This is a genomic window from uncultured Citricoccus sp. (genome assembly GCF_937871995.1).
Taxonomy (GTDB): domain Bacteria; phylum Actinomycetota; class Actinomycetes; order Actinomycetales; family Micrococcaceae; genus Citricoccus.
Map to the genome: position 1 here is coordinate 1 of NZ_CALMQR010000134.1, position 23793 is coordinate 23793.

Consider the following 23793-nt stretch of genomic DNA (forward strand, 5'->3'; position numbering starts at 1 on the left):
CGGACGTCTGCAAGCACTGCACCAACGCCGGTTGTCTGGACGTGTGCCCGACCGGGGCGCTGTTCCGCACCGAGCACGGGACCGTGGTGGTCCAGGACGACGTCTGCAACGGCTGCGGCACGTGCGTGGCCGGCTGCCCGTTCGGGGTCATCGAGCGGCGCAAGGACGGCATCGCCCAGCCGAAGACGGAGCGCTCCGCGGCCCCGGTCACGCCCACCGGGCCCGGGAAGCCGGAGAAGGCCCGCAACGTCGGCGTGGCCCAGAAGTGCACGCTCTGCTATGACCGGCTCGTCGACGACCAGACCCCGGCCTGCGCCCAGGCCTGCCCGACGACGTCCATCAAGTACGGCGAACGTGAGGACCTGGTGAGCGGGGCCCGGGAGCGGGTGGCCCGGTTGCACGCCGAGGGGCGCACCGAGGCCCGGCTCTACGGGGCCAACCCGAACGACGGGGTCGGCGGGACTGGGTCGGTGTTCCTGCTGCTGGACGAGCCGGAGGTCTATGGCCTGCCGCCGGACCCCCGCGTGCCGACCGCCGACCTGCCCCGCATGTACGCCCGCGCCGGGATCGCCATGGCCGGCATGGCCGCGGCGTCCGCGCTCGCGTTCGTGCTGGGAGGACGCCGGTGACCACCTCCGAGTTCGACCGTTACCGCCCGCCGGAGGAGCCCCGCCGCCGCAGGAACCGGGACTCGCCCGCCGCGGGCCACGAGGCGTCGGCGTATGCCGTGGGCACGGCGACGGCCGCCGGCGGGCCCACCGCACCGGCCGGCGCCGCCCCGGGTGCAGGCAGGCGCCGCGGGGGACTGGCCCCGGCCGGCAGCGACGGTGCGCGCGAGATGGCCATGGTGCCGGAACCCGAGTTCGTCTCCGCCGACGGCTACTACGGCCGCCCCGTGGTCAAGGCCCCGCCGTGGGACGAGCGGGTCGCGCTGTACCTGGTCTGCGGCGGGATCGCCGGCGGCCCTGCCCTGCTGGCGTTCGGGGCCCAGCTCACCGGACGCGACGTGCTGCGGCGCAACGCGCGGCTGACCGCCCTGGGGACGGCCAGCGTCGGGGCCCTCGCCCTGGTGGCGGACCTGGGCCGGCCCGAGCGGTTCCTCAACATGCTGCGTACCATCAAGCCGACCTCTCCCATGAGCCTTGGGTCGTGGATCCTGGCCGGGTTCAGCACCGGTGCCGGCGTGGCCGCCATCGCCGACGTGGACCGGATGACCGGTGAGGTGCTGCCGCTGGGCCCGTTGCGGTCCGTGCTGCGCGCGTTCGAGGCGCCGGCCGGTGCCCTGGCGGCCCTGCTCGGCGCGCCACTGGCCGGTTACACCGCCGTGCTGCTCTCGGACACCGCCATGCCCACGTGGAACGCCGCGAAGGACGACCTGCCGTTCGTGTTCGTCTCCTCCGCGTCACTGGCCTCGGGCGGGATGGCCATGATCACCACGCCGACCGTCCAGGCCGGACCGGCCCGTGCCCTCGCGCTGGCCGGGGTGGCCGGTGACCTGGTCGCCGCCCAGGCCATGGAGCGCAGGATGGACCCGGTGGCCGCCGAGCCCCTGCACCAGGGCCGCCCCGGGTGGCTGATGCGGTGGAGCGAACGGCTGGCGATCGTCGGCGGCATCGGCACGGTCGCCGCGGGGGTGACCGCACGGACCGCCCCTCGGGCCAGTCGCTGGGTCGCGGCGGCCTCGGGGGCGGCACTCGTCACGGCGTCGGCGTTCACCCGGTTCGGGGTGTTCTATGCCGGCAAGGACTCCGCCATGGACCCCCGCTACACGATCGAACCGCAGAAGCGCCGGCTGGAGGCCCGCCGCCGCGCCGGCATCACGCACGACTCCATCACCACCGCCGGCTGAACCGGCAGGCCGGTTCACCGCACGCGGATGCCGCTGCCGGCCACCGTCTCGCCGATCACCGGGTAACCCGGCACCTCGCCGACGACCAGCAGTCCGCCGGAGGTCTGGGCGTCGGCGAGCAGCAGCAGGTCCTCCTCGGACACGGGGGCGTCCGCACTCACGTGCGGGCGCACCCAGTCCAGGTTGCGGCGGGTGCCGCCGGAGACGAAGCCGTCGCGCAGGGCCTCGGCGGCGCCCTCGACGAGGGGCACCGCGGTGCGGTCGATGACCGCGCCCACGCCCGAGGCCCGCATCATCTTGTGCAGGTGGCCCAGCAGCCCGAACCCGGTGACGTCGGTGGCGGCGCGCGCCCCGGAGGCCAGGGCCGCGTCCGCGGCGTCCCTGTTCAGGGCGGTCATGGACGCGATGGCCGCGGCGAAGACCTCACCGGTCTGCTTGTGCCGGTTGTTCAGCAGCCCGACCCCGATCGGCTTGGTCAGCGTGATCGGCAGTCCCGCCTCGGCGGCGTCGTTGCGCAGCAGCCGGTCCGGATGGGCCACACCGGTGACGGCCATCCCGTACTTGGGCTCCGGGTCGTCGATGGAGTGCCCGCCGATGACCGGGCAACCGGCCTCGGTGGCCACGTCCAGCCCGCCGCGCAGCATCTCGGTCATCAGCTCCATCGGCAGCACGGACCGCGGCCAGCCCACCAGGTTCAGCGCCACGACGGGCGTGCCGCCCATCGCATAGATGTCCGAGAGGGCGTTCGCGGCCGCGATCCGGCCGAAGTCATAGGCGTCGTCCACCATCGGGGTGAAGAAGTCCGCCGTGGACAGCACGGCCAGGTCCTCCCGCAGCAGCACGGCCGCGGCGTCGTCACCGTCGTCCAGGCCGACGAGGACCTCCGCCGCGCCCGGCGTCTGCCGGCCGACCAGCCCCCGCACGGCGTCCTCCAGTTCACCCGGCGGGATCTTGCAGGCACACCCGCCACCACTGGCGTACCCGGTCAGCCGGACCGCGGCGGTCGTCGTCGGGCTCGTGCGGTCCTCGCCCCGGGCAGCGGTGGTGTCGGTGGTGTCGGTGGTGGGGGTCTCGGTCCTCGTGCCCGGCGCGGTGGTCTCCATGCGGCCACTGTAGCCACGCCCGGTGGTAGTTTCGACCATGGAGGCGTCCGGGTCCTGGTGGGCCCCCCGGTCTTCAAAACCGGTGAGGCCGGGCATCCCGGCCTGGCGGGTTCGATTCCCGTCCGCCTCCGCCAACCACGGTGCCTGCCTGCGCAGCGCACCCGCCCGCCTGCCCGAGGAGGACCGTGACCGAGCAGCGCCTCGCGCAGGACCCCCGCCGCCGGATCCCGCGCACCGATGACCTGCTGGCACTGCCCGAGGTCGCGGCCGCCCGGTCCCGGCTCAGCGAGACGGTGCTGCGGGAGGCGGTGCGGCGGGCCCAGGAACGGGCCCGATCCGGCCAGATCGCCCCCGACGACGTCGCCCCCGCCCTGGTGGCCGACCTCGCCGCCCGCTCGGCCACCAGCCTGCGTCCGGTGCTCAATGCCACCGGGGTGGTGGTCCACACCAACCTGGGCCGGGCGCCGCTGTCCGAGGCGGCCGTCCAGGCACTGGTGACGGCCAGCGGCTACGTGGACGTGGAGCTGGACCTCGCCTCCGGGGTGCGGTCCCGGCGGGGCGCGGGAACGCGGGCGGCGCTGCTGGCAGCGCTGCCGGAGGCCGAGGACGCCCTGGTGGTCAACAACGGGGCCGCCGCGCTCGTGCTGGCCACCACCGCCCTGGGCTCGGGCCGCGAGGTCATCGTCAGCCGCGGGGAGTTCGTGGAGATCGGCGCCGGCTTCCGGCTGCCGGACCTGATCGCCTCCACGGGCGCGCGGCTGCGCGAGGTCGGCACCACCAACCGGACGCACCTCGCCGACTACGCCGACGCGGTCGGTCCGGACACCGGTTGCCTGCTCAAGGTCCACCCGTCCAACTTCCGCGTCAGCGGGTTCACCGCCGCCGTGCCGGTCGCAGGGCTCAGGGACCTGGCCCTCGAGCGGGGCGTGCCGCTCGTGGTGGACGTCGGTTCGGGGCTGCTGCGCCACGACCCGGCGCTGCCGCAGGAACCGGACCTGGCCTCGGCCCTCGCCGACGGCGCGGACGTCGTCATCGCCAGTGGGGACAAGCTGCTGGGCGGCCCGCAGGCCGGACTGCTGCTGGGCCGTGCGGAGGTCATCCAGCGCCTGGCCCGGCACCCGCTCGCCCGGGCCGTCCGCGCGGACAAGCTCACCCTGGCCGCCCTGGAGGCCACGCTCATCGGGGGTCCCGCTCCGGTCGCCCGGTCCCTGCACGCCGACCCGGGACGGCTGCGCGAACGGACCGAGACGCTGGCCCGGGACCTGGCCGGGGCGCGGGGCGGTGACGCCACGGTCGTCCCGCACGACGGTCGCGTCGGCGGCGGGGGAGCGTCCGGGGTCCCCCTGCCCGGCTGGGCCGTGCGGCTGCCCGAGGCGGTCGCCCCGCTGCTGCGCGCCGGGGATCCCGCGGTCCTGCCGCGCGTGCACGACGGCGCCTGTCTGGTGGACCTGCGCTGCGTCCCCGAGCCACGCGACGAGGCGCTCACCGCCGCGGTGCGCGCGGCCCTGGACGCGCTGAGCGGAGACTCCTGAGATGTACGTCGTGGCCACCGCCGGGCACGTCGACCACGGCAAGTCCACCCTCGTCCGTGCCCTGACCGGCATGGAACCGGACCGCTGGGCGGAGGAGAGGCGCCGCGGGCTGACCATCGACCTGGGCTTCGCCTGGACCGCACTGCCCTCCGGCCGCGAGGTCGCCTTCGTGGACGTCCCGGGCCACGAGAGGTTCCTGTCCAACATGCTCGCCGGGCTCGGACCGGCACCGGTGGCCTGCCTCGTGGTGGCCGCGGACGAGGGGTGGAAACCGCAGTCCGGGGACCACCGCGATGCCATCGCGGCCCTGGGGATCGAGCACGGCCTCATCGTCATCACGCGCGCCGACCTCGTCGCCCAGGACGGCCCGGACGCGGCGGCCGCACGGATCCACTCCGTGCTGGACCGGGTCCGCGCCGAGCTCGCGGGGACCGGGCTTGCCGGGGCACCCGCCGTCGTGGTGTCCGCGGCGACCGGTGCCGGACTCGAGGACCTGCGCCGGGCCCTCGACGACGTGCTGGCCGCCACCGGCGCCCCGGACGCCACCGGGCGGGTCCGGCTGTGGGTGGACCGGTCCTTCACGGTCAGGGGGGCTGGCGCCGTGGTCACCGGCACCCTGGCCGCCGGGACGCTGTCCACCGGTGACCGGCTGGAGCTGCTCGGCGCGGGAGCCCCGCGCGACGTCTCCGTCCGCGCGCTCCACAGCCGCAACGCCCCCCACGAGTCCATCGGCCCGGTCAACCGGGTCGCGGTGAACCTGCGCGGGGTGGACGCCGAGGCCGTTCACCGGGGGGACGCCCTGGTCACGCCCGGGGCCTGGCCCCTGGCCAGCGTCGTGGACGTCCGCCGGACCACCGGGGACAGCCTCGTCGAGGCCGCCGCGGAGCTGCTGGTGCACGTCGGCACCGCCACGGTCCCGGTCCACGTGCGTCCCTTCGACGACACCCACGCCCGGTTGACGCTCCAGCGGCGCCTGCCGCTGGTGCCCGGTGACCGGCTGGTGCTGCGCGATCCGGGGGCCCGGACGATCCTGGGAGGGGTGCGGGTGCTGGACGTGGACCCGCCGGAGCTCACCCGCCGGGGGGACGGCACGCGCCGCGCCGCGACCCTGGCGGCCATGCCCGACGGCGGTGATCCCCTCGGGGAGATCACCCGCCGGGGCGCGGTGCGGGCCGAGGACCTGGACCGGCTGGGGCTGACGGTGCCGGCGGACGCCGCGGGGGTCCGTCGGCTGGGGCAGTGGTGGGTCCACGAACCCGTCCTGACCGGCTGGTGCGAACGCGTGCGTGGCGCCGTGACCGGGCTGGCCGAACGGGACCCGCTGGCCCCTGGGGTGAGCCGTGGTGCCGCGCTGGACCTGCTGGCCGTGCCGGACCCGGTCCTGCTGGACGCAGTGGTGGCCGAGGCCGGGCTCGTGCACGAGGCCGGGTACCTCGTCCTGCCGGGTGCGCACCGGGGACTCGGCGCCGCCGAGCACGCCGTGGCCGCGGTCGAGGACCGCCTGGCACGGGACCCGTTCAGCGCCCCGGAGGGGGACGAGCTGACGGCCCTGCGGCTGGGGGCCCGCGAACTGGCCGCGGCGGAACGGCTCGGCCGCCTGCTGCGGCTGGACGGGTCCGTGGTGCTGCTGCCCACGGCGCCGGCCCTGGCGATGCGTGAACTGGCCCGGCTGGACCAGCCCTTCACCACCAGCCAGGCCCGCCGGGCCCTGGGCACCACCCGGCGGGTGGCGATCCCGTTGCTGGAGTTGCTCGACGCCCGTGGCTGGACCCGCCGGCTGGATGCCGGACACCGCGAGGTGGTGCGCTGACGCAGGCGCCGGCCCTCGACGACGGAGCACTCCGGCAGGCGGCCCCATGCAGGCCCGCCGATCCGCTCTTGTTGCAAATGATTCTCAGTAACGATTAGAGTCGTCGGCATGCACACCTCGTTCCCGCCTGCCGAGCGCCCCTCTCCCGCGACCGTCCCGTTCCGCACGACGGGCACCTCCCCCCACGCTCGACGCCCCCTGGGTGGGGCCGTCGCCCTGGGCGCCCTCGCACTGGTCGTCTCCGCCTGCGCACCGGGGCCGGGTGCCGGGACGGGGGGTTCCGCGGACACCGGCGGCACCGGTGCGTCCTCCCCCGCCGCATCGACCACCGAGGGGCCGGTCAACGCGGAGCAGCGCGCCTCCCGGACCGAGGTCGCCGCGATCGCCCCCCGGGTGGTGCTCAGCCATGAGGGGGGCCTGCTCACCGTTGACGCCGAGACCGGCGAGACGGTCCACGAGGAGGACCTGCCAGGGTTCCTGCGGTTGAACAACGCGGGGGACGGCCAGCACGTGATGGTCACGAAGGGGGATGCCTTCGAGGTCTACAACGCCGGCATCGACGCGCAGGGCCACGGCGACCACTTCCACTACTACACCTCGGATCCGGGCCTGAGCGGGATCCGCTTCGAGGCCCCGCATGCCGGGCACGTGGTGGTCCACCACGGGCTGACCACGCTGTTCGCCGACGGCGACGGCTCGGTCCAGACCTTCACGTCCGAGCACCTGAAGGAGGGCCAGCCCCGGACCGAGCAGGCCTTCACGGACGCCGCCCACCATGGCGTGGCCCTGGAGCTCACCGATGGCACCCTGCTGACCACCCAGGGCACCGAGGAGTCCCGTGACACCGTGCAGGTCAGGGACGGCGACGAGGTCGTCGCCGAGACCTCCGAATGCCCCGGCGTACACGGTGAGACCGCGGCCGCTCCGGACGAGAGCGGTGACGTGGTGGTGCTGGGCTGCGAGGACGGACCGGTCGTCTACCGCGGCGGAGCCTTCCACAAGGTGCCCGTCGACGGTGACTACGTGCGCAACGGCAACCTGGCCGGCTCTGAGCACTCCTCGATCGTCCTGGCCGATATGAAGACCGACGCCGAGGCCGAGCAGGAGCGCCCGACCGAGGTGGCCCTGATCGACTCCCTGGAGGACTCTCTGACCACCGTGGAGCTGGGCTCGTCTTACTGGTTCCGGTCCCTGGCCCGGGGTCCGGAGGGGGAGGCCCTGGTGCTGACCTATGACGGTGAGCTGACGGTCATCGACGAGCAGACCGGGACGATCACTGGCGAGATCCCGGTGATCGAGTCCTGGGAGGAGAAGGACGAATGGCAGCAGCCCGGCCCCATCCTCAAGACCGCCGGGTCGATGGCCTACGTCACCGACGCCGAACAGCAGAAGCTGGTGGTCGTGGACCTGGAGGCCGGTGAGGTCGTCCAGGAGGTCGACCTGCCGGTGAGCCCCGTGGAGATGGCCGTCGTCACCGGGCACCCCGAGGCCCCCGCGTCGATCACGGCAGGCGCCGCCGCTTCCGAGGGCGAGCAGCCCGACGCAGACCAGGACCACGGGGGGCACGGGCACTGACGGCCACCCCGGGTGCTACGGCAGGTCCTCGTCAGCCACCTCGAGGTGTTCCACCGTCCGGTCCCCGACGGGGGTCTCGGTCGTCACCACGATGGAGGCGGTCCGGCCCACCAGGGCGCAGTTCTCCGGTGCACCGGGCACCAAACCGACGATCGTGGCCACCCGGATGCCGGAGTCGTCCTCCTCGACGGCGGTGCGCGATCCGTAGCAGTCGGGCGTCCCGGTGGGAAAGTGGAAGCGCAGTTCCCGCTCCGAGACGACCTCGTAGTCCGTCCACTCCACGACCTTCTGGCCGGTCAGGTCGTCCCGGGGCTCGTCGTCCACGACGGCGTCCCCGGTGGTGTCCTGCGTGGGGGCCGAATGGGCGGTGGAACTGCCGCTCACCCCACTGCCACCGCTCTCGTCCCCGCCGCCCGGATCCTGACGGGCACACCCGGCCCCCGCAGCCGTCAGCAGGGCCACCCCGGCCAGGACGGCCACGAGGCGGTACCCGCCGCGGGAGATCGGTCTCACGGGGTCTCACCACTCCCGTCGTCCTCAGCGGCGGCGTACAGCTCCTCGACGCGTTCATCGAAGTAGGGGCCACTGATGTAGGCCGTGCTGTTCGAGGGACCGAACGACGTCACGCTGCGCACGTAGCCCCGGCCGGTCGAGTCGTCGTACTCGGTCAGCCACGGACCACCGGAGGAGCCCGGGCCGAAGTCGCAACCGCTGATCGAGGGGAACAGGAAGGTCTCGACCTGCTGGGTGACGGTCGTTCCCGTGCACGTCCACATCCGCTCGCCGGCGTCCAGGTTGACGGGGTAACCGAAGATGGACGCGTCGAACTCCCGGCTGCCGCCGGTCGCCAGGCCGTGGCCCCCCACGGCGTCGGCCACGGTCTCGCCGTTCTCGTTGTCCTGGGTGGTCACGAGGGCCACGTCGGAACTGAAGCCCCGGCCGCTCGCGCCATGGGTGATCCACTCGTCGAAGGCCCTGAACGATGCCGCGGCGAACGTCCCCTCGGTCCCGGGGCCGTGATCGTACCCGGGGGCGAACACCCAGTTCGCGTGCCAGGTCTCGCCCGGTCCGCCGTGCACGCAGTGTCCGGCCGTGATCACGAGACGCTTCGAGGCGCTGTTGACCGCGGACCCAGAGCAGACGTAATCCCGTCCGTCCTGCTGGTTGCGGAAGAAGACCTTGCCGTTGGTGGGGGAGTCACCGGCCTCCATGGGGGAGGACTCGGCGCTGGTCGGAGCCGGCGCCCCGGCCGGGTCGTCGGCGGGAGGAGCCGGCTCGGCGATGATGGTGGGCGGGTCGGACTCGTCCGCGGGGGAGGAGGGGGCCTCGTCCACGGCGTCGGCCGAGGCCCCCGCACCGGACTCCTGACCGGTGCCGTCGCCCTCCGGTCCGTCGGCCGGGATGGCCCTCTCCATGCGCTCGGCCGTCCAGTACTCCGTCACGGCCTCCACGTCGTCCACGGCGGTCCCCGGGTCCTGGGACCCCGCGGTGGGCGCGAGGCCCGTCAGGTCGTCCGTGACCGGCGCGGCGGTGACGGTCGTCGTCGTCGCCTCCCGGCCCGGCCGCCCGTCCGCGTCGGCGTACGCCGGCACCGGGGAGGTGACCAGGGCGGCTGCCGCCAGTGCTGCGGTGGGGAGGAACCACCATCTCCGTGGGTTCGCGTGGTCCATGGGTCCATCCCTCGGTCGGTCTGCGGATCCGGCCACACCTCGTCGAGGGGCAACCGGACAGCCGCGGTCTGGGGGTCACCAGAGCGTCGGTGGCTCACATGATTGGACGCGGCCCGGACAGAAGTCAAGGTTCCGGCGGTCCACGGTCCTCCGGGTCGGTGTGGGCCCGTGTGCCGACGGCACCTGCGTGGCGGGCGGGAGGGCCGGGGCGGGCGCGGGTGGCGGCCGGTGACGGGCGGTGACGGGCGGGGAACCGGCTGATACCGTCGCCGCCATGATCGGGTCTGCCGTGATCTGCGGGGCCGGCATCGCCGGGCTGTCCCTGGCCCACGAACTGGTGCGCCACGGCTGGGAGGCCACCCTGGTGGAGCGCGCGCCGGGACTCCGTGAGCAGGGATACATGATGGACTTCTTCGGACCGGGGTACGAGGCCGCGGAGCGGATGGGACTGCTGGGCCGGCTCCGGGACCTGAGCCACGACGTCGACGCCCTGGCCTATGTGGACGAGCGGGGACGGACCCGTGCCTCGGTGGGGTACGCCCGTCTGGCCCGCGCCCTGGACGACCGACTGCTGAGCATCATGCGGCCGGACCTGGAACGGGCACTGCGGGAGGCGATCGGTGACGCCGCGGAGTTCCGCTACCGGGACACCGTCCGGGAGGTCACGAACCGGGGCGACGGGGTGAGGGTGGCGTTCGCCGGCGGATCCGTCCGGGACGCCGGGCTGCTCGTCGGCGCCGACGGGATCCACTCCCACGTCCGCCGTCACCTGTGGGGTGCCGAGGAACAGTTCATCCGGTACCTGGGACTGCACACGGCGGCCTACACCTTCGACGACCGGCAGGTGCACGCCGCCCTGGCCGGCCGGTTCGTCATGACGGACACGGTCGACCGCACCCTCGGCCTGTACGGCCTGGACGGGGACCGCGTGGCGGCGTTCATGGCCCACACCAGTGATGACCCGGACCTGCCGGCGGACCGGCGGGCGGCGTTAAGGGACAGGTACGCCGGCCTGGGCTGGGTGGCCGACCGGACCCTGGACCGCTGTCCGTTGGGGGAGGAGGTCTACTACGACCAGGTCGCCCAGGTGGAGGTGCCCGACTGGCGGCGCGGGAACGTGGTCCTGCTCGGTGACGCCTGCCAGGCGGTCTCACTGCTCGCCGGGCAGGGGGCCTCGCTGGCCGTCGCCGGTGCCTGCGTCCTGGCCGACCACCTCGTCACCGCGCCCTCCGTCCCCGCCGCGCTGCGCGGGTACCAGGAGCAGTGGCGCCCCGTCGTCACCGCCGCCCAGCGGGCCGGCCGCCGGGGTGCCGAGTGGTTCCTGCCGCGATCCGAGGCCGCCCGTCGCCGGCGCCTGCTGATGCTGCACCTGATGGCCCTGCCGGGTGCCGGCCGGCTGCTCGCCCGGGGCGTCACGGGCCGGACGTCATCAGCACGGTGACCGGGGCCGTCGGGGTGACCCGGTTCAGTCCAGCGCGCGCACCGGTTCCGACCCGGCGAGCGACTCCAGGGCGGTGAGCCCCATGGCCAGTGCCCGGGCCTCGTCCGTGAACAGGTGGCCGAGCACGCGGGACGCGGCCAGGGCCAGTGCCGCCGGCCGCTCCAGGCCGAACCAGCCCATGATGGTGTCCAGTCCCGACGGGGTCACCCGCCAGGTCTTGTCCGCGTCCTTGACGATCGAGTCCTCGATGGACAGGGACTCCCTGCGGCTGTCGTGACCGTCGATGATCTCCAGGATGCGCCGGATGCGCTCACCGGGGTGACCCACCTCCGTCAGGATCTCACCGGCGATCCGGGCGCCCTCCCGTTCGTGCAGCAGCACCAGGTCCGGTCTCCCGCCACCGGGGGCGATCGCCTCCAGCACCTCGTCCTCCGGGACCCGGGACCAGCCGACGTCGTGCAGCAGGATGGCCGGGAGCACCACGTCGGCGTCCGCCTCCGGGTGGAACTCGAGCAGCGCGGCCGCGATCCCGAAGGCGTAGAGCGAATGCCGGTCGTTGCCGCGCACGCGCAGGTGGGGCGCGGCCAGGTCCCAGATCCGCCGCTGGGCCTCGTCGAGGTCGGGCAGTCCGCGCAGGCTGGCGCGGTCGGGCAGGAACGCCGAGACGTCGCGTCCCAGCTGGTTGGCGGCGGGGCGTGTCTGCGGGCTCATGACTGCCATGCTGGGCGAACGGACCGTCGTCGTCCAGCCCGGTGTCCCGCTGGACGGAAGGGCGCGGTCAGTCCCAGTCCAGGTCACCGAAGGAGGAGGGGAACCGCGGGCGTCGGCTGCGCAGGAATTCCCCGACGACGGCGGCCCCCAGGTCCTCCGGGTCCGGCGCCACCACGCGACCACCCACCCGGCGGGCCATGGCGGTGAGGAAACGCTCGAGCCCGGGATCGTCGCCCAGCCGGAAGAAGGTGATCTCCGCCCCGTTCCGGCCCACCCGGTCCAGTTCGGCCACCGTGGCGCGCAGGGTCTCCGGCTCGGGCGGGTAGGAGAACCAGGATTCCCCGTGGGCCATCAGGCGGGCGGTGGGCTCCCCGTCGGTCACCACGAGCAGCACGGGCTGCCGGGTGGGGTGCTTCCGGAAGAACGCACTGGCCAGCAACAGCCCGTGGTGCAGGTTGGTGCCCTGCTCCCGCAGCGGCGGCAGGGCCGTGAGCTCGTCGACGGTGACAGTCTGGGCGTAGCGGCCGAAGTTCACCAGTTGCAGCGCGTCCCCGCGGAACCGGGTGGAGACCAGGTGGTGCAGGGCCAGCGCGGTGCGCTTCATGGGGACCCAGCGGCCCTCGGCCGCCATGGAGAACGAGGTGTCCACCAGCAGCACCACGGCCGCCTGGGTGCGGTCCTCGGTCTCCTGGACCTCCACGTCCTGGACCTGGAGCCGCAGCCCTGACGCCGGATCCCGGCCCTCGGCGGCCGTTCGCCCGATCGCGTTGGTCACCGTGCGCGTGACGTCCCACGGCTCGGCGTCCCCGAACTGCCAGGGCCTGCTGGATCCGGTCAGTTCCCCGGCGGCCCCGGCATGGCGGGTGTCCCGCTGGCCCTGGCGGCCCGAGAGCCGGCCCGCGGCGTCCTTCAGCAGGGACTGCCCCAGCCGGCGCATGGCCCGCGGTGAGAGCCGCAGGTCCCCGTCGGTGCCTCGTCGCAGCAGGCCGGAGTCGCGCAGGGTCTTCTCCAGGGCGGCCAGTGTCCGGGCGGAGGCCGCGGCGTCATCACCCAGGTGGCGGTCGAGCGCGTCGACGTCGAGGTCGGACAGGGTCGAGCCCGCATAGGACTGGGAGAGCTGCTCGGCCAGTTCGTCGAGCTCGGCGAGGTCCTGGAGCACGCCGGTGCCGTCGCCCAGTCCCAGGCCCTGGTCCCCGTCGAAGGACTCCGAACCGGACCAGTCCTCACCGGGGCGCAGGCCCTGGAGGTTGGCGTCCAGCCGGCTGAGCTGGTCCATCAGCTCGGGGGAGCCGAAGGCCTGGGCGGACAGGGCCATGAGCTCCTCCCGCTGCTCGCGCGTCATGGACCGCAGCATGCGCTGGGCGGCGGCCGAGCGCTTGGCCAGGGCGTCGATCAGCTCGTCGATGTCCTGGGGGTCCTCCGGGAACTGGTCGCCGTGCCGGGCCATGAAGTCCTCGAAGTCCTGCGGGGTGTCCTCGCCGCGGGCGTGCTTGGCCAGCAGCTCGTTGAGGTCGCGCAGCATCTCGGTGATGGCGGCCCGGTCCTCGTCCGTGGCGTTCTGCAGGGCGTCCTTCATCCCGGCGAAGCGCGCCTCCAGCATCTCCCGGCCCAGCAGGTCCTTGATCTGCTCGTAGCGTTCACGGGCCGTGGAGGACTGCCAGTCGTAGGAGGACAGCTCGGTGACGGCGGCCGCGGTGGAGGGGGGAAGGTTCTGCAGCTGCATCTCCCGGAAGGACCGGTCCGTCTCCTCCATCCGGATGTCCCGGGCCAGTTGCTTGCGCTCCTCGAGCACCGCCTCGTCCAGCAGGCGCCGCACCTCCTGGAGCGTGCCGTCCAGGCGGTGCCGGCCGAGCAGGTCCTTGCGGCGCTGGGCCACCCGGCCGGCCAGGTCGTCCAGTCCGGTCATCGTCCGGGACCCCCGGCGCAGGTACTCGCGCAGGGCCCGTTCGGGGGAGTATCCGGCCATGACGTCCTCGGCCACGGCGTCCAGGGCCTCGGACAGGTCGACCGGGGGCGCGAGCGGATCGGGGCCGCCGGCATAGCGGCCGTAGCGTGATGACCTGCCGTGGCGCATGGTGTCTCCTCAGCCGTAGACGGTCTGCCCGTCCCCGGACTCCTTGGACAGCTCCCGGGCCAGGAACAACCCCTCCAGGGCGAGCTCGATGGCCCCGGCGCGGTGGCCCGGGCTGGACGCGCCGTTGGCCCCGGCCCGGGCCGCGATCTCGTCGTACAGTCCCGGGTCCTCCAGTTCCGGCAGCTCGGCGAGGAACTCCCCGGCGGTGACCCGCTCCCCGGTGGTGATGGTGCGGTGCCCGTCGAAGGCGTCCACGAGCGGGGCCAGGTCCAGCCCCGCGAAGTGCTCGCGCACCGCCTGCGCGGTGGCGGTGCGCAGCAGGTGCTCCAGGATCTCGTCCTCGCGGCCCTCCTCACCGGACTCGAACTCGATCTTGCCGCCGAGCACGTCGACCGCGGCCTCGATGTCCACCAGCCGGGCGACCGCCTCGTCGGCGCCGGCCGGGCCGTCCTCGCCCCGACCGCCGGTGCCGCCGCGCACCGTGGCCCGGTGGCGGGCCGCCGCCGCGATCGTCTCGGCCCCGGCGATCGCGAACCGGGCCGAGACGCCCGAGGACTGGTTGACCGCCGAGGAGGAGCGCAGGGCGCGGGTGAACCGGGCCAGGATCTCCAGCAGCACGTCCGGGACCTCGGCCGTGAGGTGGGCCTCCTGCCGGATGACGGCGATCTCATCGGACAGCTCGAGCGGGTAGTGGGTGCGGATCTCCGCCCCGAAGCGGTCCTTGAGCGGGGTGATGATACGGCCTCGGTTGGTGTAGTCCTCCGGGTTGGCCGAGGCCACCACCAGGACGTCCAGCGGCAGGCGCAGCACGTAACCGCGGACCTGGATGTCCCGCTCCTCCATGACGTTCAGCAGCGCCACCTGGATCCGCTCGGCCAGGTCCGGCAGCTCGTTCAGGGCCACGATCCCGCGGTTGGCGCGGGGCACCAGTCCGTAGTGGATGGTCTCCGGGTCGCCCAGGCGCCGGCCCTCCGCCACCCGCATCGGGTCCACGTCCCCGATGAGGTCGGCCACCGAGGTGTCCGGGGTGGATAGCTTCTCCACGTACCGCTCGGAGCGGTGCCGCCAGGCCACGGGGAGCCGGTCCCCGTCAGTGGCGGCGCGCGTGATCGACTCGGCCGTGATCGGTGCGTAGGGGTGCTCGTTGAGCTCGGAGCCGGCGATCACGGGCGACCACTCGTCCAGCAGCCCGCTCAGGGTGCGCAGCAACCGGGTCTTGCCCTGCCCGCGCTCGCCGAGCAGGACGACGTCGTGCCCGGCGATCAACGCACGCTCCAGCTGCGGGATGACGGTGGTCCCGAAGCCGTGCAGTCCGGGCCAGGGGTCCACTCCCGCGGCCAGGGCGGCCAGCAGGTTCTCGCGAATCTCCTCGCGCAGGGTCCGCATGCGGTGCCCGGAGGCGCGCAGCTCGGCCAGGGTGCTGATCTCGGGACGGGTGCTCACGGTCCTCACGCTAGTCCCGCGCCCCGGACGCGTCGAGGGGTGTCCCGGGACCCGGGCGCGTCCTAGGCTGGCCGTGATGGACCAGGACAGCCAGACCCCCCAGCCCCCCACCCTGCTGTTGCTGGTGCGGCACGGACAGACGCCCACCACCGGACAGGTGCTGCCGGGCCGTGCCCCGGGACTGCACCTGTCCGAGGCCGGCCGGGACCAGGCCGACCGGGTGGCCGGGCGACTGGCCGCACTGCCGGTCACCGCGGTGTACTCCTCGCCCCTGGAACGCACCCTGCAGACCGCGGGCCCGACGGCGGAGCGCACCGGGGTGCCGGTCCTCACCGAGGCGGGGCTCATCGAGGGGGAGTTCGGCGACTGGACCGGCCGGTCGCTGGCCGAGCTGGCACGGCTGCCGGAGTGGCACACCGTCCAGCACGAACCGGAGGCGTTCCGCTTCCCGAACGGGGAGAGCTTCGTGGAGATCCGGGACCGGATGGCCCACACCCTGACGCGGTTGCGGCGGGCCCATGCGGGCGGGACGGTCGTGTGCTTCTCCCACGCGGACCCCATCCGGGTGGCCGTGTCCGACGCCCTGGGCACGCCGCTGAACCGCTTCCAGCGCCTGAGCGTGGGCCCCTGCTCGGTCTCGGCCATCGCCTACCGGGACGGTGAGGACCCGGTGGTGCTGACCGTGAACTCCACGCAGGACTCGCTGGCCGAGCTCCGGGCGTCCTAGGTCCCCGCCGTGTCCGCCGACGTGTCCCCCGATCCCGCGGGTGCACCGCGCGTCCCGGACGTGGACCTGCTGCGGCGCGGGGAGATCGAGCTGCTGGGCCGGATGGTGAACAGCAGCAACGAGACCTTCCTCGCCGAACTCACCCTCGGGGAGGTGCAGCACTGGGCGATCTACAAGCCGGAGCTCGGTGAACGGCCGCTGCGGGACTTCCCGCCCGGGCTGCACCGCCGGGAGAGCGCCGCCTTCCTGCTCAGCGAGGCGCTCGGCTGGGGTCTCGTGCCACCCACGGTCGTGCGCGAGGAGGCCCCCTTCGGCGTCGGGTCGCTGCAGCTGTTCATCGAGCACGACCCGGACCGGCACTATTTCGTCCTGCTGGACGGCGCCGCCGATGCGGTGGCGCTCGCGGGACCGGCCGGCCCCGAGGACCCCCTCGCCGTGGTCGACCAGTTGCGCCGGCTGGCCCTGTTCGACCTCGTGGCCAACAACGCGGACCGCAAGGCCGGGCACGTGCTCGCCGGGACGGACGGGCGCCTGTGGGGGATCGACCACGGGCTGTGCTTCGCCGCCCCGTACAAGCTGCGCACGGTGATGTGGGACTTCGCCGGTGAGGAGATCGACCCCGGTCTGGTGGCCGACGTCGCCCCGCTCGCCGAGGAGGTGCCCGGGGAATTGGCGGACCTGCTCCACTGGCGTGAGGCCGATGCCCTGCAGGCGCGGGTCCGTCAGCTGCTCACCGCACCGCGGTTCCCGCAGGACCCCAGCGGGATGCGCTTCCCCTGGCCGCTCATCTGATCAGAGCCTGACCTCCACGTCCGCGTCCTTCTTCAGCTCCTCCATGCGCTGCATGATGGCCTCGTTCTGCTTCTGTGAGGTGACCTGCTGCTCGAGCTGCGGCTTGGCCTCCTCGAAGGACGGGGTCTTGGCGGAGGGGCTGGCCCCGCCCTCGCCCTCCTGACCGCCGTCCTGACCGCCGCCCTGCTGCTGGGAGGCCACGGCCTGGTCGTAGAGGGCCTTCAGTTCCTTCTCGGTGGGCTTCGGGACGTCGATCTCCTGGATGGCGGCCGTCATGAGCACCTGCTTCCGGGCATCGGAACGGACCTGGTCCTCGGCGAAGCCCCGTTCCTTGTAGGCCGCCATGAGCTCGTCGACGGAGCCGAGCTGCTGGGACTTCGCGGTCTCCTCCAGCAGGGCGTCGACGTCCTCGTCCGTGGCCTCGTGCCCGCTGGCCTGGGCGTCCTGGACCAGCAGCTCGCTGCCCACCATGGAGTCCAGGGTCTGCTTCTTCAACGCGTCCTGGTCGAGTTCCTGGCCGGACATCTGCGCCTGCAGGGCCATCTGCTGGAACTGGGACTCGTAGACACCCGAGAAGTCCTTCCCGGAGATCTCCTCGCCGTTGACGGTGGCGACGACGTCCGGGATCCCCTTCAGGTCGGGCTCCGGCATGGCCTCCTGACCGTTCTCGGGCGCGGCCTGGCTCGCGCTGGCCGCCTCGGTGGAGGCCGTGCCGGCGGTGGTGGGTTCGGCATCCGCGCTGCCGCAGGCCCCGAGGGCGAGGAGCGAGCCGACGAGTGCGACGCTGGTGAGCAGTTTCCTCCGCATGAGGATGACCGTCCTTTCTGGAGATGGCCCGGGCACCGTAGCAAGCCACGCTGGGCGTCGCGGTCAGGAAGCGGTCAGCACGCGCACAGACTCGGACGACGCTGCCGGGCCGGCAGGGGGTTGACGCCGAGGAGGCCACGTCCTAACGTACAACCATCCGGTTGTATATCTGACCGGGACACACCAGGAGGCCACGGTGGTCGATGACACGTCACTGACGCTGAGCGACGACGAGGTGGACCGGATCTTCCGGGCCCTCGCGGATGCGACGCGGAGGGACATCGTCCGGCGGACCCTCACGGAGGAGATCACCGTCTCCGCCCTTGCCGCCGCGTACGAGATGTCGTTCGCGGCCGTCCAGAAGCACGTCTCCGTCCTCGAATCGGCGGGACTCGTGCACAAGAACCGACACGGCCGCGAACGCCTCGTCCGCGGCAACCCCGACACCCTGCGCAAGGCCCAGCTCCTGCTGGATCAGTACGAGGAGCTCTGGCGCCGGCGGATCGACCGCCTGGACGCGCTGCTGGCCGGTGACCCGGCCGGCGGACCGCCCGCGGACCCGGCGGCCCCCGCCTGACCCCGGCCTCGCCCCGACTGGAAGGCACCGACATGCCTGTCATCGACGTCACCAAGGACCCCCGTACCCTGACCATGACCATCGTGGCCGAGTTCCCCGTCCCCGTCCGCCGGCTCTGGGACGCCTACGCGGACCCGCGCCAGCTGGAGCGGTTCTGGGGCCCGGTCGACTGGCCGGCCACCTTCACCCGGCACGACCTCTACCCCGGCGGGGAGTCGCACTACCTGATGACCGGCCCGGACGGGCAGCAGGCCGGCGGGTACTTCGAGTACCTCGCGGTGGACCCCGGCCGCTCCTTCGAGGTGCTGGACGGCTTCCGCGCCGAGGACGGGTCGAAGGACCGGCAGATGCCGACCATGCGCATGGTCTTCACCTTCGAGGAGACGGACGCCGGCTCCCGGGTGACCACCACCACCCACTTCGACTCGTCCGAGCAGCTCGAGCAGCTGCTGGGAATGGGCATGGAGGAGGGCACCCTGTCCGCCATGGGCCAGATGGACGCCGTCCTGGCCGACCGGCAGTCCTTCGCCGCGGGACAACCGGTGCGCACCCAGCTGATCGGGGAGGACCGGGCACGGCTCAGCCGGATCGTCCACGGCACCAAGGACCAGGTCTGGCGGGCCCACCACGACCCGGAGCTGCTCACGCGGTGGCAACTGGGTCCTGACGGCTGGTCCATGCCGGTCTGCGAGGTCGGCACCGCCGTCGGGGACACCTATCGGTACGAGTGGGAACAGGAGGGAGGGGGGAACCGGTTCGGCTTCACGGGCGAGGTCCTGGAGATCGAGGCCCCGCACCGCGTGGTCACCACGGAGTCGATGACCGGCCAGGACGGCCCGCCGGTGGTCAACGAACTCACCCTCACCGAGGTCGAGGGCGGCACCCTGCTGTCCCTGCTCATGACCTTCCCCGAGGGTGCGCGCGAGACCGTCCTGGGCACCGGCATGGCCGACGGCATGGAGGCCAGTTACGCCCGCCTCGAGTCGGAGGTCCTCGCCGCCGCCTGAGCTCACCTAGGCTCAAGCTGTGGCTGACATCCAGACGAGTTCCCTGCACACCACCGCCATCGGCGACCACGGTGACCGCGTGGTCTTCCTGCACGGCCTGTTCGGGCGCGGCAAGAACTTCACCCGGATCGCCAAGGACCTGGCGCCGGACTACCGGAGCCTGCTGGTGGACCTGCCCAACCACGGGCAGTCCGACTGGACGGACACGGTGGACTACCGGCAGATGGCGGACTCCCTGGCCCGGTCCCTGCGCGAGGGCTTCGCCGCGCAGGGACCGGTCGCCGTAGTCGGGCATTCGATGGGTGGCAAGGTGGCGATGGTGCTGGCACTGCGCCACCCGGACCTGGTCTCCCGGCTGGTCGTGGTGGACATCGCCCCCACCCAGGCCGGGGGCGCCGAGGGCGAGTTCGCCCACCTGCTGGACAGCCTGGCCGCCGTGGACCTGTCCGCGCTCCAGCGGCGGTCGGACGCGGACGAGGCCCTCAAGGAGCCCATCCCGTGGGACACCACCCGGTTGTTCCTGCTCCAGAACCTGCGCAGCGGACGGGAGGGCTTCCACTGGGAGCCGAACCTGGAGCTGCTGCGGTCCAGCCTGGACGCGATCGGCGGCTTCCCGGACACCGGGGACGCGGTCTACGATAGGCCGGTGCTCTGGGTGGCCGGCGGCCGGTCGGACTACGTCCGGGACGAGTACGCCCCCATCATGCGCGGGTTGTTCCCCAGGACCCACCGGGTGACCATCCGCGAGGCCGGCCACTGGGTGCACTCGCAGGAGCCGGAGAAGTTCGTCGAGGTGCTGCGCGGGTTCCTCCAGCACACCGGGGCCTGATTCCGGCTCGCCGACGGCGGCGGGAGAGACCCATGGGGCAGGGCATCGAGGACTACGGGGTCATCGGGGACCTGCACACCATGGCCCTGGTCGGCCGGGACGGGTCGATCGACTGGCTCTGCCTGCCGCGGTTCGACTCCGGCGCCTGCTTCGCCCGGTTGCTCGGGGACGCCGAGGCCGGCTTCTGGCAGATCGCCCCGGCGGACGCCCGGCCGTGCACCCGGCGCCGTTACCGGGGACAGACGCTCGTGCTGGAGACCGAGTGGGAGACCCCGGAGGGAACGGTCCGCGTGGTGGACGCCATGCCGCCCCGTGAGGGCGAGGCCACCGACCTGGTCCGGGTGGTCGAGGGGGTCCGCGGGCGGGTGCCGATGCGCATGGAGCTGCGACTGCGGTTCGACTACGGGCACATCGTGCCGTGGGTGCGCCGTCACGGGGAGCGGCTCTCCGCGATCGCCGGCCCCGACGCCGTCTGGCTGGACACCCCCGTGGCGCTGCACGGTGAGCACCTGGCGACCGTGGCCGAGTTCGAGGTCGCCGCCGGGCAGAGCGTGCCCTTCGTCCTGACCTATCACCCCTCACACCACAGCCCTCCTGCGCCCAGTGACGCAGCCGGGGACCTGTCCTGCACCGAGCGGTTCTGGACGGACTGGGTGGGCCGGGCGGAGTACACGGGGGAGTGGACGGAGGCTGTCACGCGCTCGCTGGTGCTGCTCAAGGCCCTCACCTATGCCCCCACCGGGGGGATCGTGGCGGCGGCGACCACCTCCCTGCCCGAACGGCTCGGCGGGACCCGGAACTGGGACTACCGCTACTGCTGGCTGCGGGACGCGACCTTCACGCTGCAGGCACTGCTCGGCACCGGTTACGTCCAGGAGGCCGGGGCCTGGCGGGACTGGCTGCTGCGGGCGGTGGCCGGGGACCCGGCCGACCTGCAGATCATGTACGGCATCGACGGCTCCCGGCGGCTGACCGAGCTGGAGCTGGACTGGCTCTCCGGGTACGGGGGATCGCGCCCCGTACGGATCGGCAACGCGGCGGTGGCCCAACTCCAGCTCGACGTGTGGGGGGAGGTGCTGGACGGGTTGCACGTGGTCCGATCCTCGGGGCTGTCACCCGTCGCCGAGGCCTGGGACCTGCAGCAGGCGCTGGTGGAGCACCTCGAGGGCCGATGGCGGGAACCGGACAACTCCCTGTGGGAGGTGCGCGGACCACGCCGGCACTTCGTGCACTCCAAGGTCATGGCCTGGGCGGGCCTGGACCGGGCGGTGCGCGGTGTGGACCGGTTCGGCCTGTGCGGTCCGGTCGAGCGGTGGCGGGCCCTGTGCCAGGAGATCCACGACGAGGTCTGCGACCGCGGGTACGACCCGGTGCGGGGCACCTTCACCCAGTCCTACGGCTCCGCCGGGCTGGACGCGGCCCTGCTGCTGATCCCGAGGGTGGGGTTCCTGCCGTGGAACGACGCGCGCGTGGCCGGGACGGTCGACGCGGTCCAGCGCGAGCTGGTCGAGGAGGGGCTCCTGCTGCGCTACCGGTCCGGGGCCGACGTGGACGGGCTTCCCGGGGTGGAGGGGGCGTTCCTGGCGTGCAGCTTCTGGCTGGCCGATGCGCTGCACGGGATCGGCCGGACCGACCAGGCGCGGAAGCTCTTCGAGCGTCTGCTGGGACTGCGCAACGACCTCGGGATCCTCGCCGAGGAGTACGACCCCCTCTCCGGCCGCCACCTCGGCAACACCCCGCAGGCCTTCAGCCACGTCGGACTCGTCAACACCGCCCGGCACCTCTCCGTCCCCCTCACCGACCACTGACGCCGCCGGCCTCCCCGGTGAGGCGCTCACGCCGCAGGCCGCTGCACCCCGTGCCCGGGGTCCCGGCAGGGGCGGCTTAACGTGTCCGTGCCCGGTCCTACGGTGGTCTCGTCCAACGGAAAGAGCACTCACCCACCCGAGGTCGTCATGACCACCCCTACGACCACCCCGACCCCCCTGCTGACCGCCGACTACCGCACCGCCGAGGCGTTCACCAGCTGCGGGGCCAGCTATGACACGCTGGCCGCCGTGGCCACCCGCCTGGCGATCCTGGCCGTCGAGGACACCCTGAACGACCCCAGCGAGGAACGCACCACCGAGCGCATCACCCTCGTCGAGCACCTCATGCGGTTCGCCAACGCCCACGGGTCCACGCGGCCGGCCGCGGCCGTCCGGCAGGCCATGGCCAGCATGCTGTACGCCATCGGGCAGCCGGGCACGCCGGTGCTGTCCATCCTGGAGGAACTGCACATCGCCACCTCGCACACCCAGTGAGGCCGGCGGGACGGAATAGCCGCCGCGGATCCATGGTTGCGCCCGGTATGCGAGCTATGACGTATTCCCGGTACGGAGACAACAGTGTCCTCGAGATGACCGACCTGCCCCGGCCCAAGGTGGGCCCCGGTCAGGTCCTGATCCGGATCAGGCGGTCCTCGGTCAACCCGGTGGACTGGAAGGTGATGTCCGGCGGCCTGGACGCGATGATGGACGCCCATTTCCCGGTGGTGCCCGGCTGGGACGTGGCGGGCGTCGTCGAGGAGGTGGGGCCCGACACCCCGGAGTTCAGCCCGGGCCAGCGGGTCGCGGCCTACGCCCGCAAGATGGTCGTCTCCGGCGGCACCTTCGCCGAGTACGTGACCGTCCCGGCCGAGTTCGCCGCCCTCATCCCCGAGGCCGTGACGGACGACGTGGCCGGGGCGCTGCCCCTCACCGGGTTGACCGCGCGCCGTTCCCTCGACGCGCTGGCCCCCACGGCCGATGACACCGTGCTGATCCACGCGGCCTCCGGCGGGGTCGGGTACCTGGCCTGCCAACTGGCGGTGGCCACCGGTGCCCGTGTGCTCGGCACCGCCTCCGAGGCCAACTTCCCGAAGCTGGAGGCCCTGGGCGTGGTCCCGGTCAGGTACGGCGAGGAGCTCCTTGAGCGCGTGCGTGAACTGGCCCCGGACGGCGTCCAGGCGGTCGCCGACTTCTCCGGCGCCGAGGGGGTCCTGGAGACGACCCTGGCGGTGCTGCGCGACGGCGGCCGGCACGTGTCCATCGCCGACCCGGCCGTGGAGGACCACGGCGGGCGCTGGCTGTGGGTGCGCCCCGACGGCGATGGCCTCGCGGACCTGCTGGCGCGGGTGGAGCGGGCAGAGCTGACCCTGGACATCGACCGGGTGCTGCCCCTGGCCGAGGTCGCGGAGGGCTTCCGACTCAGCCAGTCCGGCGAGGCCCGGGGCAAGATCGTGATCGACGTCGAGCGCTGAGCCGCCGGCCGGCGCCCGCGAGAGCGCGGGGCCGGCCGGCGGTCGCGGTCACCGGTTCAGAGCTGGACGGTGGGGTTGTCACCGGGCCGGGCCGGCTGCCCGGTGACCTTGCCCCGCACCATCTCGAACGCCGTGGCCGCCAGCCCGGGGGAGTCCCAGTACTCGGCGGTGTCCGGCTCGACCCTCAGGAGCACGACCTGCGGGTCCTCCGGTGAGGCGTCGCCGTAGAACGACTCGGTCGCCTTGCTCCAGTACTCCTTCTGGCGCTCGACGTCCCGCACCACCGTGGCCGTGCCGGACACGGAGGCCCAGAAGCCCTTCTCCGCCACGGTCACGTTCACGGCCTGGCCGCCGGTCGTGTCCGCGATCTTGGGGCTCGTCAGCCGGGTCAGGAACCACAGGGCATGGTCCTCGTCGACCTCCTGCAGGGCCATGGGGCGGCTGTGGATGCGCCCCTCGTGCGTGGTGGTCAGCATGCAGACGCTGGTGTCCGCCAGCTTCTCCAGCAGGGTCTTGACGGGATCCTTCGTGCTCATGGGCTCTCCTTCGGTTGCGGTGTCCCTGCA

22 protein-coding genes and 1 tRNA gene are annotated in these 23793 nt (G+C 73.2%); 15 read left to right on the plus strand and 8 right to left on the minus strand.

The window, feature by feature from the left end; genetic code table 11:
* Positions 1-629 (plus strand): 4Fe-4S dicluster domain-containing protein (locus Q0283_RS15710; protein ID WP_298045493.1); only part of this gene is annotated, 629 nt, incomplete at its 5' end.
* Positions 626-1849 carry an NrfD/PsrC family molybdoenzyme membrane anchor subunit gene (nrfD, locus tag Q0283_RS15715; protein ID WP_298045494.1) on the plus strand — a complete coding sequence of 408 codons (1224 nt, stop codon included), beginning with the start codon at positions 626-628 and terminating at the stop codon, positions 1847-1849. The genes Q0283_RS15710 and nrfD, both read left to right, overlap by 4 nt.
* Positions 1850-1863: 14 nt before the next feature.
* On the opposite strand, the gene selD is transcribed toward nrfD, so the two are convergent.
* Positions 1864-2952 (minus strand): selenide, water dikinase SelD, encoded by a 1089-nt coding sequence (gene selD / locus Q0283_RS15720; RefSeq protein ID WP_298045495.1) that lies wholly within the window; start codon positions 2950-2952, stop codon positions 1864-1866.
* 39 nt (positions 2953-2991) lie between these two features.
* Between selD and Q0283_RS15725 the strand changes: the two genes are divergently transcribed.
* The 4 genes from Q0283_RS15725 (at position 2992) to Q0283_RS15740 (ending at position 7869) form a co-directional block, all read left to right on the plus strand.
* A tRNA-Sec gene (locus Q0283_RS15725) sits at positions 2992-3086 on the plus strand.
* Between the two features lie 51 nt (positions 3087-3137).
* Positions 3138-4484, plus strand: coding sequence for an L-seryl-tRNA(Sec) selenium transferase (selA, locus tag Q0283_RS15730; protein WP_298045496.1), 1347 nt, complete (start codon positions 3138-3140; stop codon positions 4482-4484).
* Position 4485: 1 nt separating this feature from the next.
* Positions 4486-6294 carry a selenocysteine-specific translation elongation factor gene (selB, locus tag Q0283_RS15735; protein WP_298045497.1) on the plus strand — a complete coding sequence of 603 codons (1809 nt, stop codon included), beginning with the start codon at positions 4486-4488 and terminating at the stop codon, positions 6292-6294.
* Positions 6295-6402: 108 nt separating this feature from the next.
* Positions 6403-7869: a hypothetical protein gene (locus Q0283_RS15740; RefSeq protein ID WP_298045499.1), complete on the plus strand. Its 1467-nt coding sequence runs from the start codon at positions 6403-6405 to the stop codon at positions 7867-7869.
* A gap of 15 nt (positions 7870-7884) precedes the next feature.
* On the opposite strand, the gene Q0283_RS15745 is transcribed toward Q0283_RS15740, so the two are convergent.
* Positions 7885-8382: a hypothetical protein gene (locus Q0283_RS15745; protein WP_298045501.1), complete on the minus strand. Its 498-nt coding sequence runs from the start codon at positions 8380-8382 to the stop codon at positions 7885-7887.
* Positions 8379-9539, minus strand: a complete 1161-nt coding sequence (locus Q0283_RS15750; RefSeq protein WP_298045502.1) for a serine protease — start codon at positions 9537-9539, stop codon at positions 8379-8381. The genes Q0283_RS15745 and Q0283_RS15750 overlap by 4 nt, the downstream gene beginning before the upstream one ends.
* Positions 9540-9813: 274 nt before the next feature.
* Between Q0283_RS15750 and Q0283_RS15755 the strand changes: the two genes are divergently transcribed.
* Positions 9814-10980: an FAD-dependent oxidoreductase gene (locus tag Q0283_RS15755; RefSeq protein ID WP_298045504.1), complete on the plus strand. Its 1167-nt coding sequence runs from the start codon at positions 9814-9816 to the stop codon at positions 10978-10980.
* 24 nt (positions 10981-11004) lie between these two features.
* On the opposite strand, the gene Q0283_RS15760 is transcribed toward Q0283_RS15755, so the two are convergent.
* The 3 genes from Q0283_RS15760 to Q0283_RS15770 all read right to left on the minus strand — a co-directional run bounded on the left by Q0283_RS15760 (position 11005) and on the right by Q0283_RS15770 (position 15208).
* Complete coding sequence (locus Q0283_RS15760; RefSeq protein WP_298045506.1) at positions 11005-11691, minus strand: HD domain-containing protein; 687 nt, start codon at positions 11689-11691, stop codon at positions 11005-11007.
* Positions 11692-11758: 67 nt separating this feature from the next.
* Positions 11759-13765, minus strand: coding sequence for a VWA domain-containing protein (locus Q0283_RS15765; protein WP_298045508.1), 2007 nt, complete (start codon positions 13763-13765; stop codon positions 11759-11761).
* 9 nt (positions 13766-13774) lie between these two features.
* A complete protein-coding gene (locus Q0283_RS15770; RefSeq protein WP_183527186.1) occupies positions 13775-15208 on the minus strand; it encodes a sigma 54-interacting transcriptional regulator in 1434 nt (477 codons plus the stop codon).
* A gap of 76 nt (positions 15209-15284) precedes the next feature.
* Between Q0283_RS15770 and Q0283_RS15775 the strand changes: the two genes are divergently transcribed.
* Both Q0283_RS15775 and Q0283_RS15780 read left to right on the plus strand, forming a co-directional pair.
* The gene (locus Q0283_RS15775; protein ID WP_298045509.1) at positions 15285-15935 is read left to right on the plus strand and encodes a histidine phosphatase family protein; all 651 of its coding nucleotides are present in this window, start codon (positions 15285-15287) and stop codon (positions 15933-15935) included.
* Between the two features lie 9 nt (positions 15936-15944).
* On the plus strand, positions 15945-16727 hold the full coding sequence (locus Q0283_RS15780; protein WP_183527180.1) for an SCO1664 family protein: 783 nt from the start codon (positions 15945-15947) through the stop codon (positions 16725-16727).
* Here the strand turns inward: Q0283_RS15780 and Q0283_RS15785 are convergent, their stop codons facing one another.
* A complete protein-coding gene (locus Q0283_RS15785) occupies positions 16728-17534 on the minus strand; it encodes a SurA N-terminal domain-containing protein (protein WP_298045512.1) in 807 nt (268 codons plus the stop codon). It abuts the gene before it with no gap.
* A 196-nt stretch (positions 17535-17730) separates the two neighbouring features.
* Here Q0283_RS15785 and Q0283_RS15790 point away from each other — a divergent pair, with 196 nt between their 5' ends.
* The 6 genes from Q0283_RS15790 (at position 17731) to Q0283_RS15815 (ending at position 23227) form a co-directional block, all read left to right on the plus strand.
* Positions 17731-18111, plus strand: a complete 381-nt coding sequence (locus Q0283_RS15790; RefSeq protein WP_298045514.1) for a helix-turn-helix transcriptional regulator — start codon at positions 17731-17733, stop codon at positions 18109-18111.
* A 32-nt stretch (positions 18112-18143) separates the two neighbouring features.
* Complete coding sequence (locus tag Q0283_RS15795) at positions 18144-19118, plus strand: SRPBCC family protein (RefSeq protein WP_298045515.1); 975 nt, start codon at positions 18144-18146, stop codon at positions 19116-19118.
* A 19-nt stretch (positions 19119-19137) separates the two neighbouring features.
* A complete protein-coding gene (locus Q0283_RS15800) occupies positions 19138-19947 on the plus strand; it encodes an alpha/beta fold hydrolase (protein ID WP_298045517.1) in 810 nt (269 codons plus the stop codon).
* A 32-nt stretch (positions 19948-19979) separates the two neighbouring features.
* Positions 19980-21755 (plus strand): glycoside hydrolase family 15 protein, encoded by a 1776-nt coding sequence (locus Q0283_RS15805; RefSeq protein ID WP_298045519.1) that lies wholly within the window; start codon positions 19980-19982, stop codon positions 21753-21755.
* A gap of 147 nt (positions 21756-21902) precedes the next feature.
* Entirely contained in the window at positions 21903-22250 is a 348-nt protein-coding gene (locus tag Q0283_RS15810) for a hypothetical protein (protein WP_183527149.1), read from the plus strand.
* A gap of 47 nt (positions 22251-22297) precedes the next feature.
* Positions 22298-23227, plus strand: coding sequence for an NADP-dependent oxidoreductase (locus tag Q0283_RS15815; RefSeq protein ID WP_298045521.1), 930 nt, complete (start codon positions 22298-22300; stop codon positions 23225-23227).
* Between the two features lie 56 nt (positions 23228-23283).
* On the opposite strand, the gene Q0283_RS15820 is transcribed toward Q0283_RS15815, so the two are convergent.
* Complete coding sequence (locus Q0283_RS15820) at positions 23284-23763, minus strand: pyridoxamine 5'-phosphate oxidase family protein (RefSeq protein ID WP_183527143.1); 480 nt, start codon at positions 23761-23763, stop codon at positions 23284-23286.
* Positions 23764-23793 lie beyond the last annotated feature (30 nt).

Coding starts and splice junctions, on each gene's coding strand:
- Q0283_RS15760 (WP_298045506.1), bottom strand. CDS start 11,691: ATGAGCCCGCAGACACGCCCCGCCGCCAACCAGCTGGGACGCGACGTC.
- selD (WP_298045495.1), bottom strand. CDS start 2,952: ATGGAGACCACCGCGCCGGGCACGAGGACCGAGACCCCCACCACCGAC.
- Q0283_RS15805 (WP_298045519.1), top strand. CDS start 19,980: ATGGGGCAGGGCATCGAGGACTACGGGGTCATCGGGGACCTGCACACC.
- Q0283_RS15740 (WP_298045499.1), top strand. CDS start 6,403: ATGCACACCTCGTTCCCGCCTGCCGAGCGCCCCTCTCCCGCGACCGTC.
- Q0283_RS15815 (WP_298045521.1), top strand. CDS start 22,298: ATGCGAGCTATGACGTATTCCCGGTACGGAGACAACAGTGTCCTCGAG.
- Q0283_RS15775 (WP_298045509.1), top strand. CDS start 15,285: ATGGACCAGGACAGCCAGACCCCCCAGCCCCCCACCCTGCTGTTGCTG.
- Q0283_RS15750 (WP_298045502.1), bottom strand. CDS start 9,539: ATGGACCACGCGAACCCACGGAGATGGTGGTTCCTCCCCACCGCAGCA.
- Q0283_RS15795 (WP_298045515.1), top strand. CDS start 18,144: ATGCCTGTCATCGACGTCACCAAGGACCCCCGTACCCTGACCATGACC.
- Q0283_RS15765 (WP_298045508.1), bottom strand. CDS start 13,765: ATGCGCCACGGCAGGTCATCACGCTACGGCCGCTATGCCGGCGGCCCC.
- selB (WP_298045497.1), top strand. CDS start 4,486: ATGTACGTCGTGGCCACCGCCGGGCACGTCGACCACGGCAAGTCCACC.
- Q0283_RS15820 (WP_183527143.1), bottom strand. CDS start 23,763: ATGAGCACGAAGGATCCCGTCAAGACCCTGCTGGAGAAGCTGGCGGAC.
- Q0283_RS15785 (WP_298045512.1), bottom strand. CDS start 17,534: ATGCGGAGGAAACTGCTCACCAGCGTCGCACTCGTCGGCTCGCTCCTC.
- Q0283_RS15810 (WP_183527149.1), top strand. CDS start 21,903: ATGACCACCCCTACGACCACCCCGACCCCCCTGCTGACCGCCGACTAC.
- Q0283_RS15755 (WP_298045504.1), top strand. CDS start 9,814: ATGATCGGGTCTGCCGTGATCTGCGGGGCCGGCATCGCCGGGCTGTCC.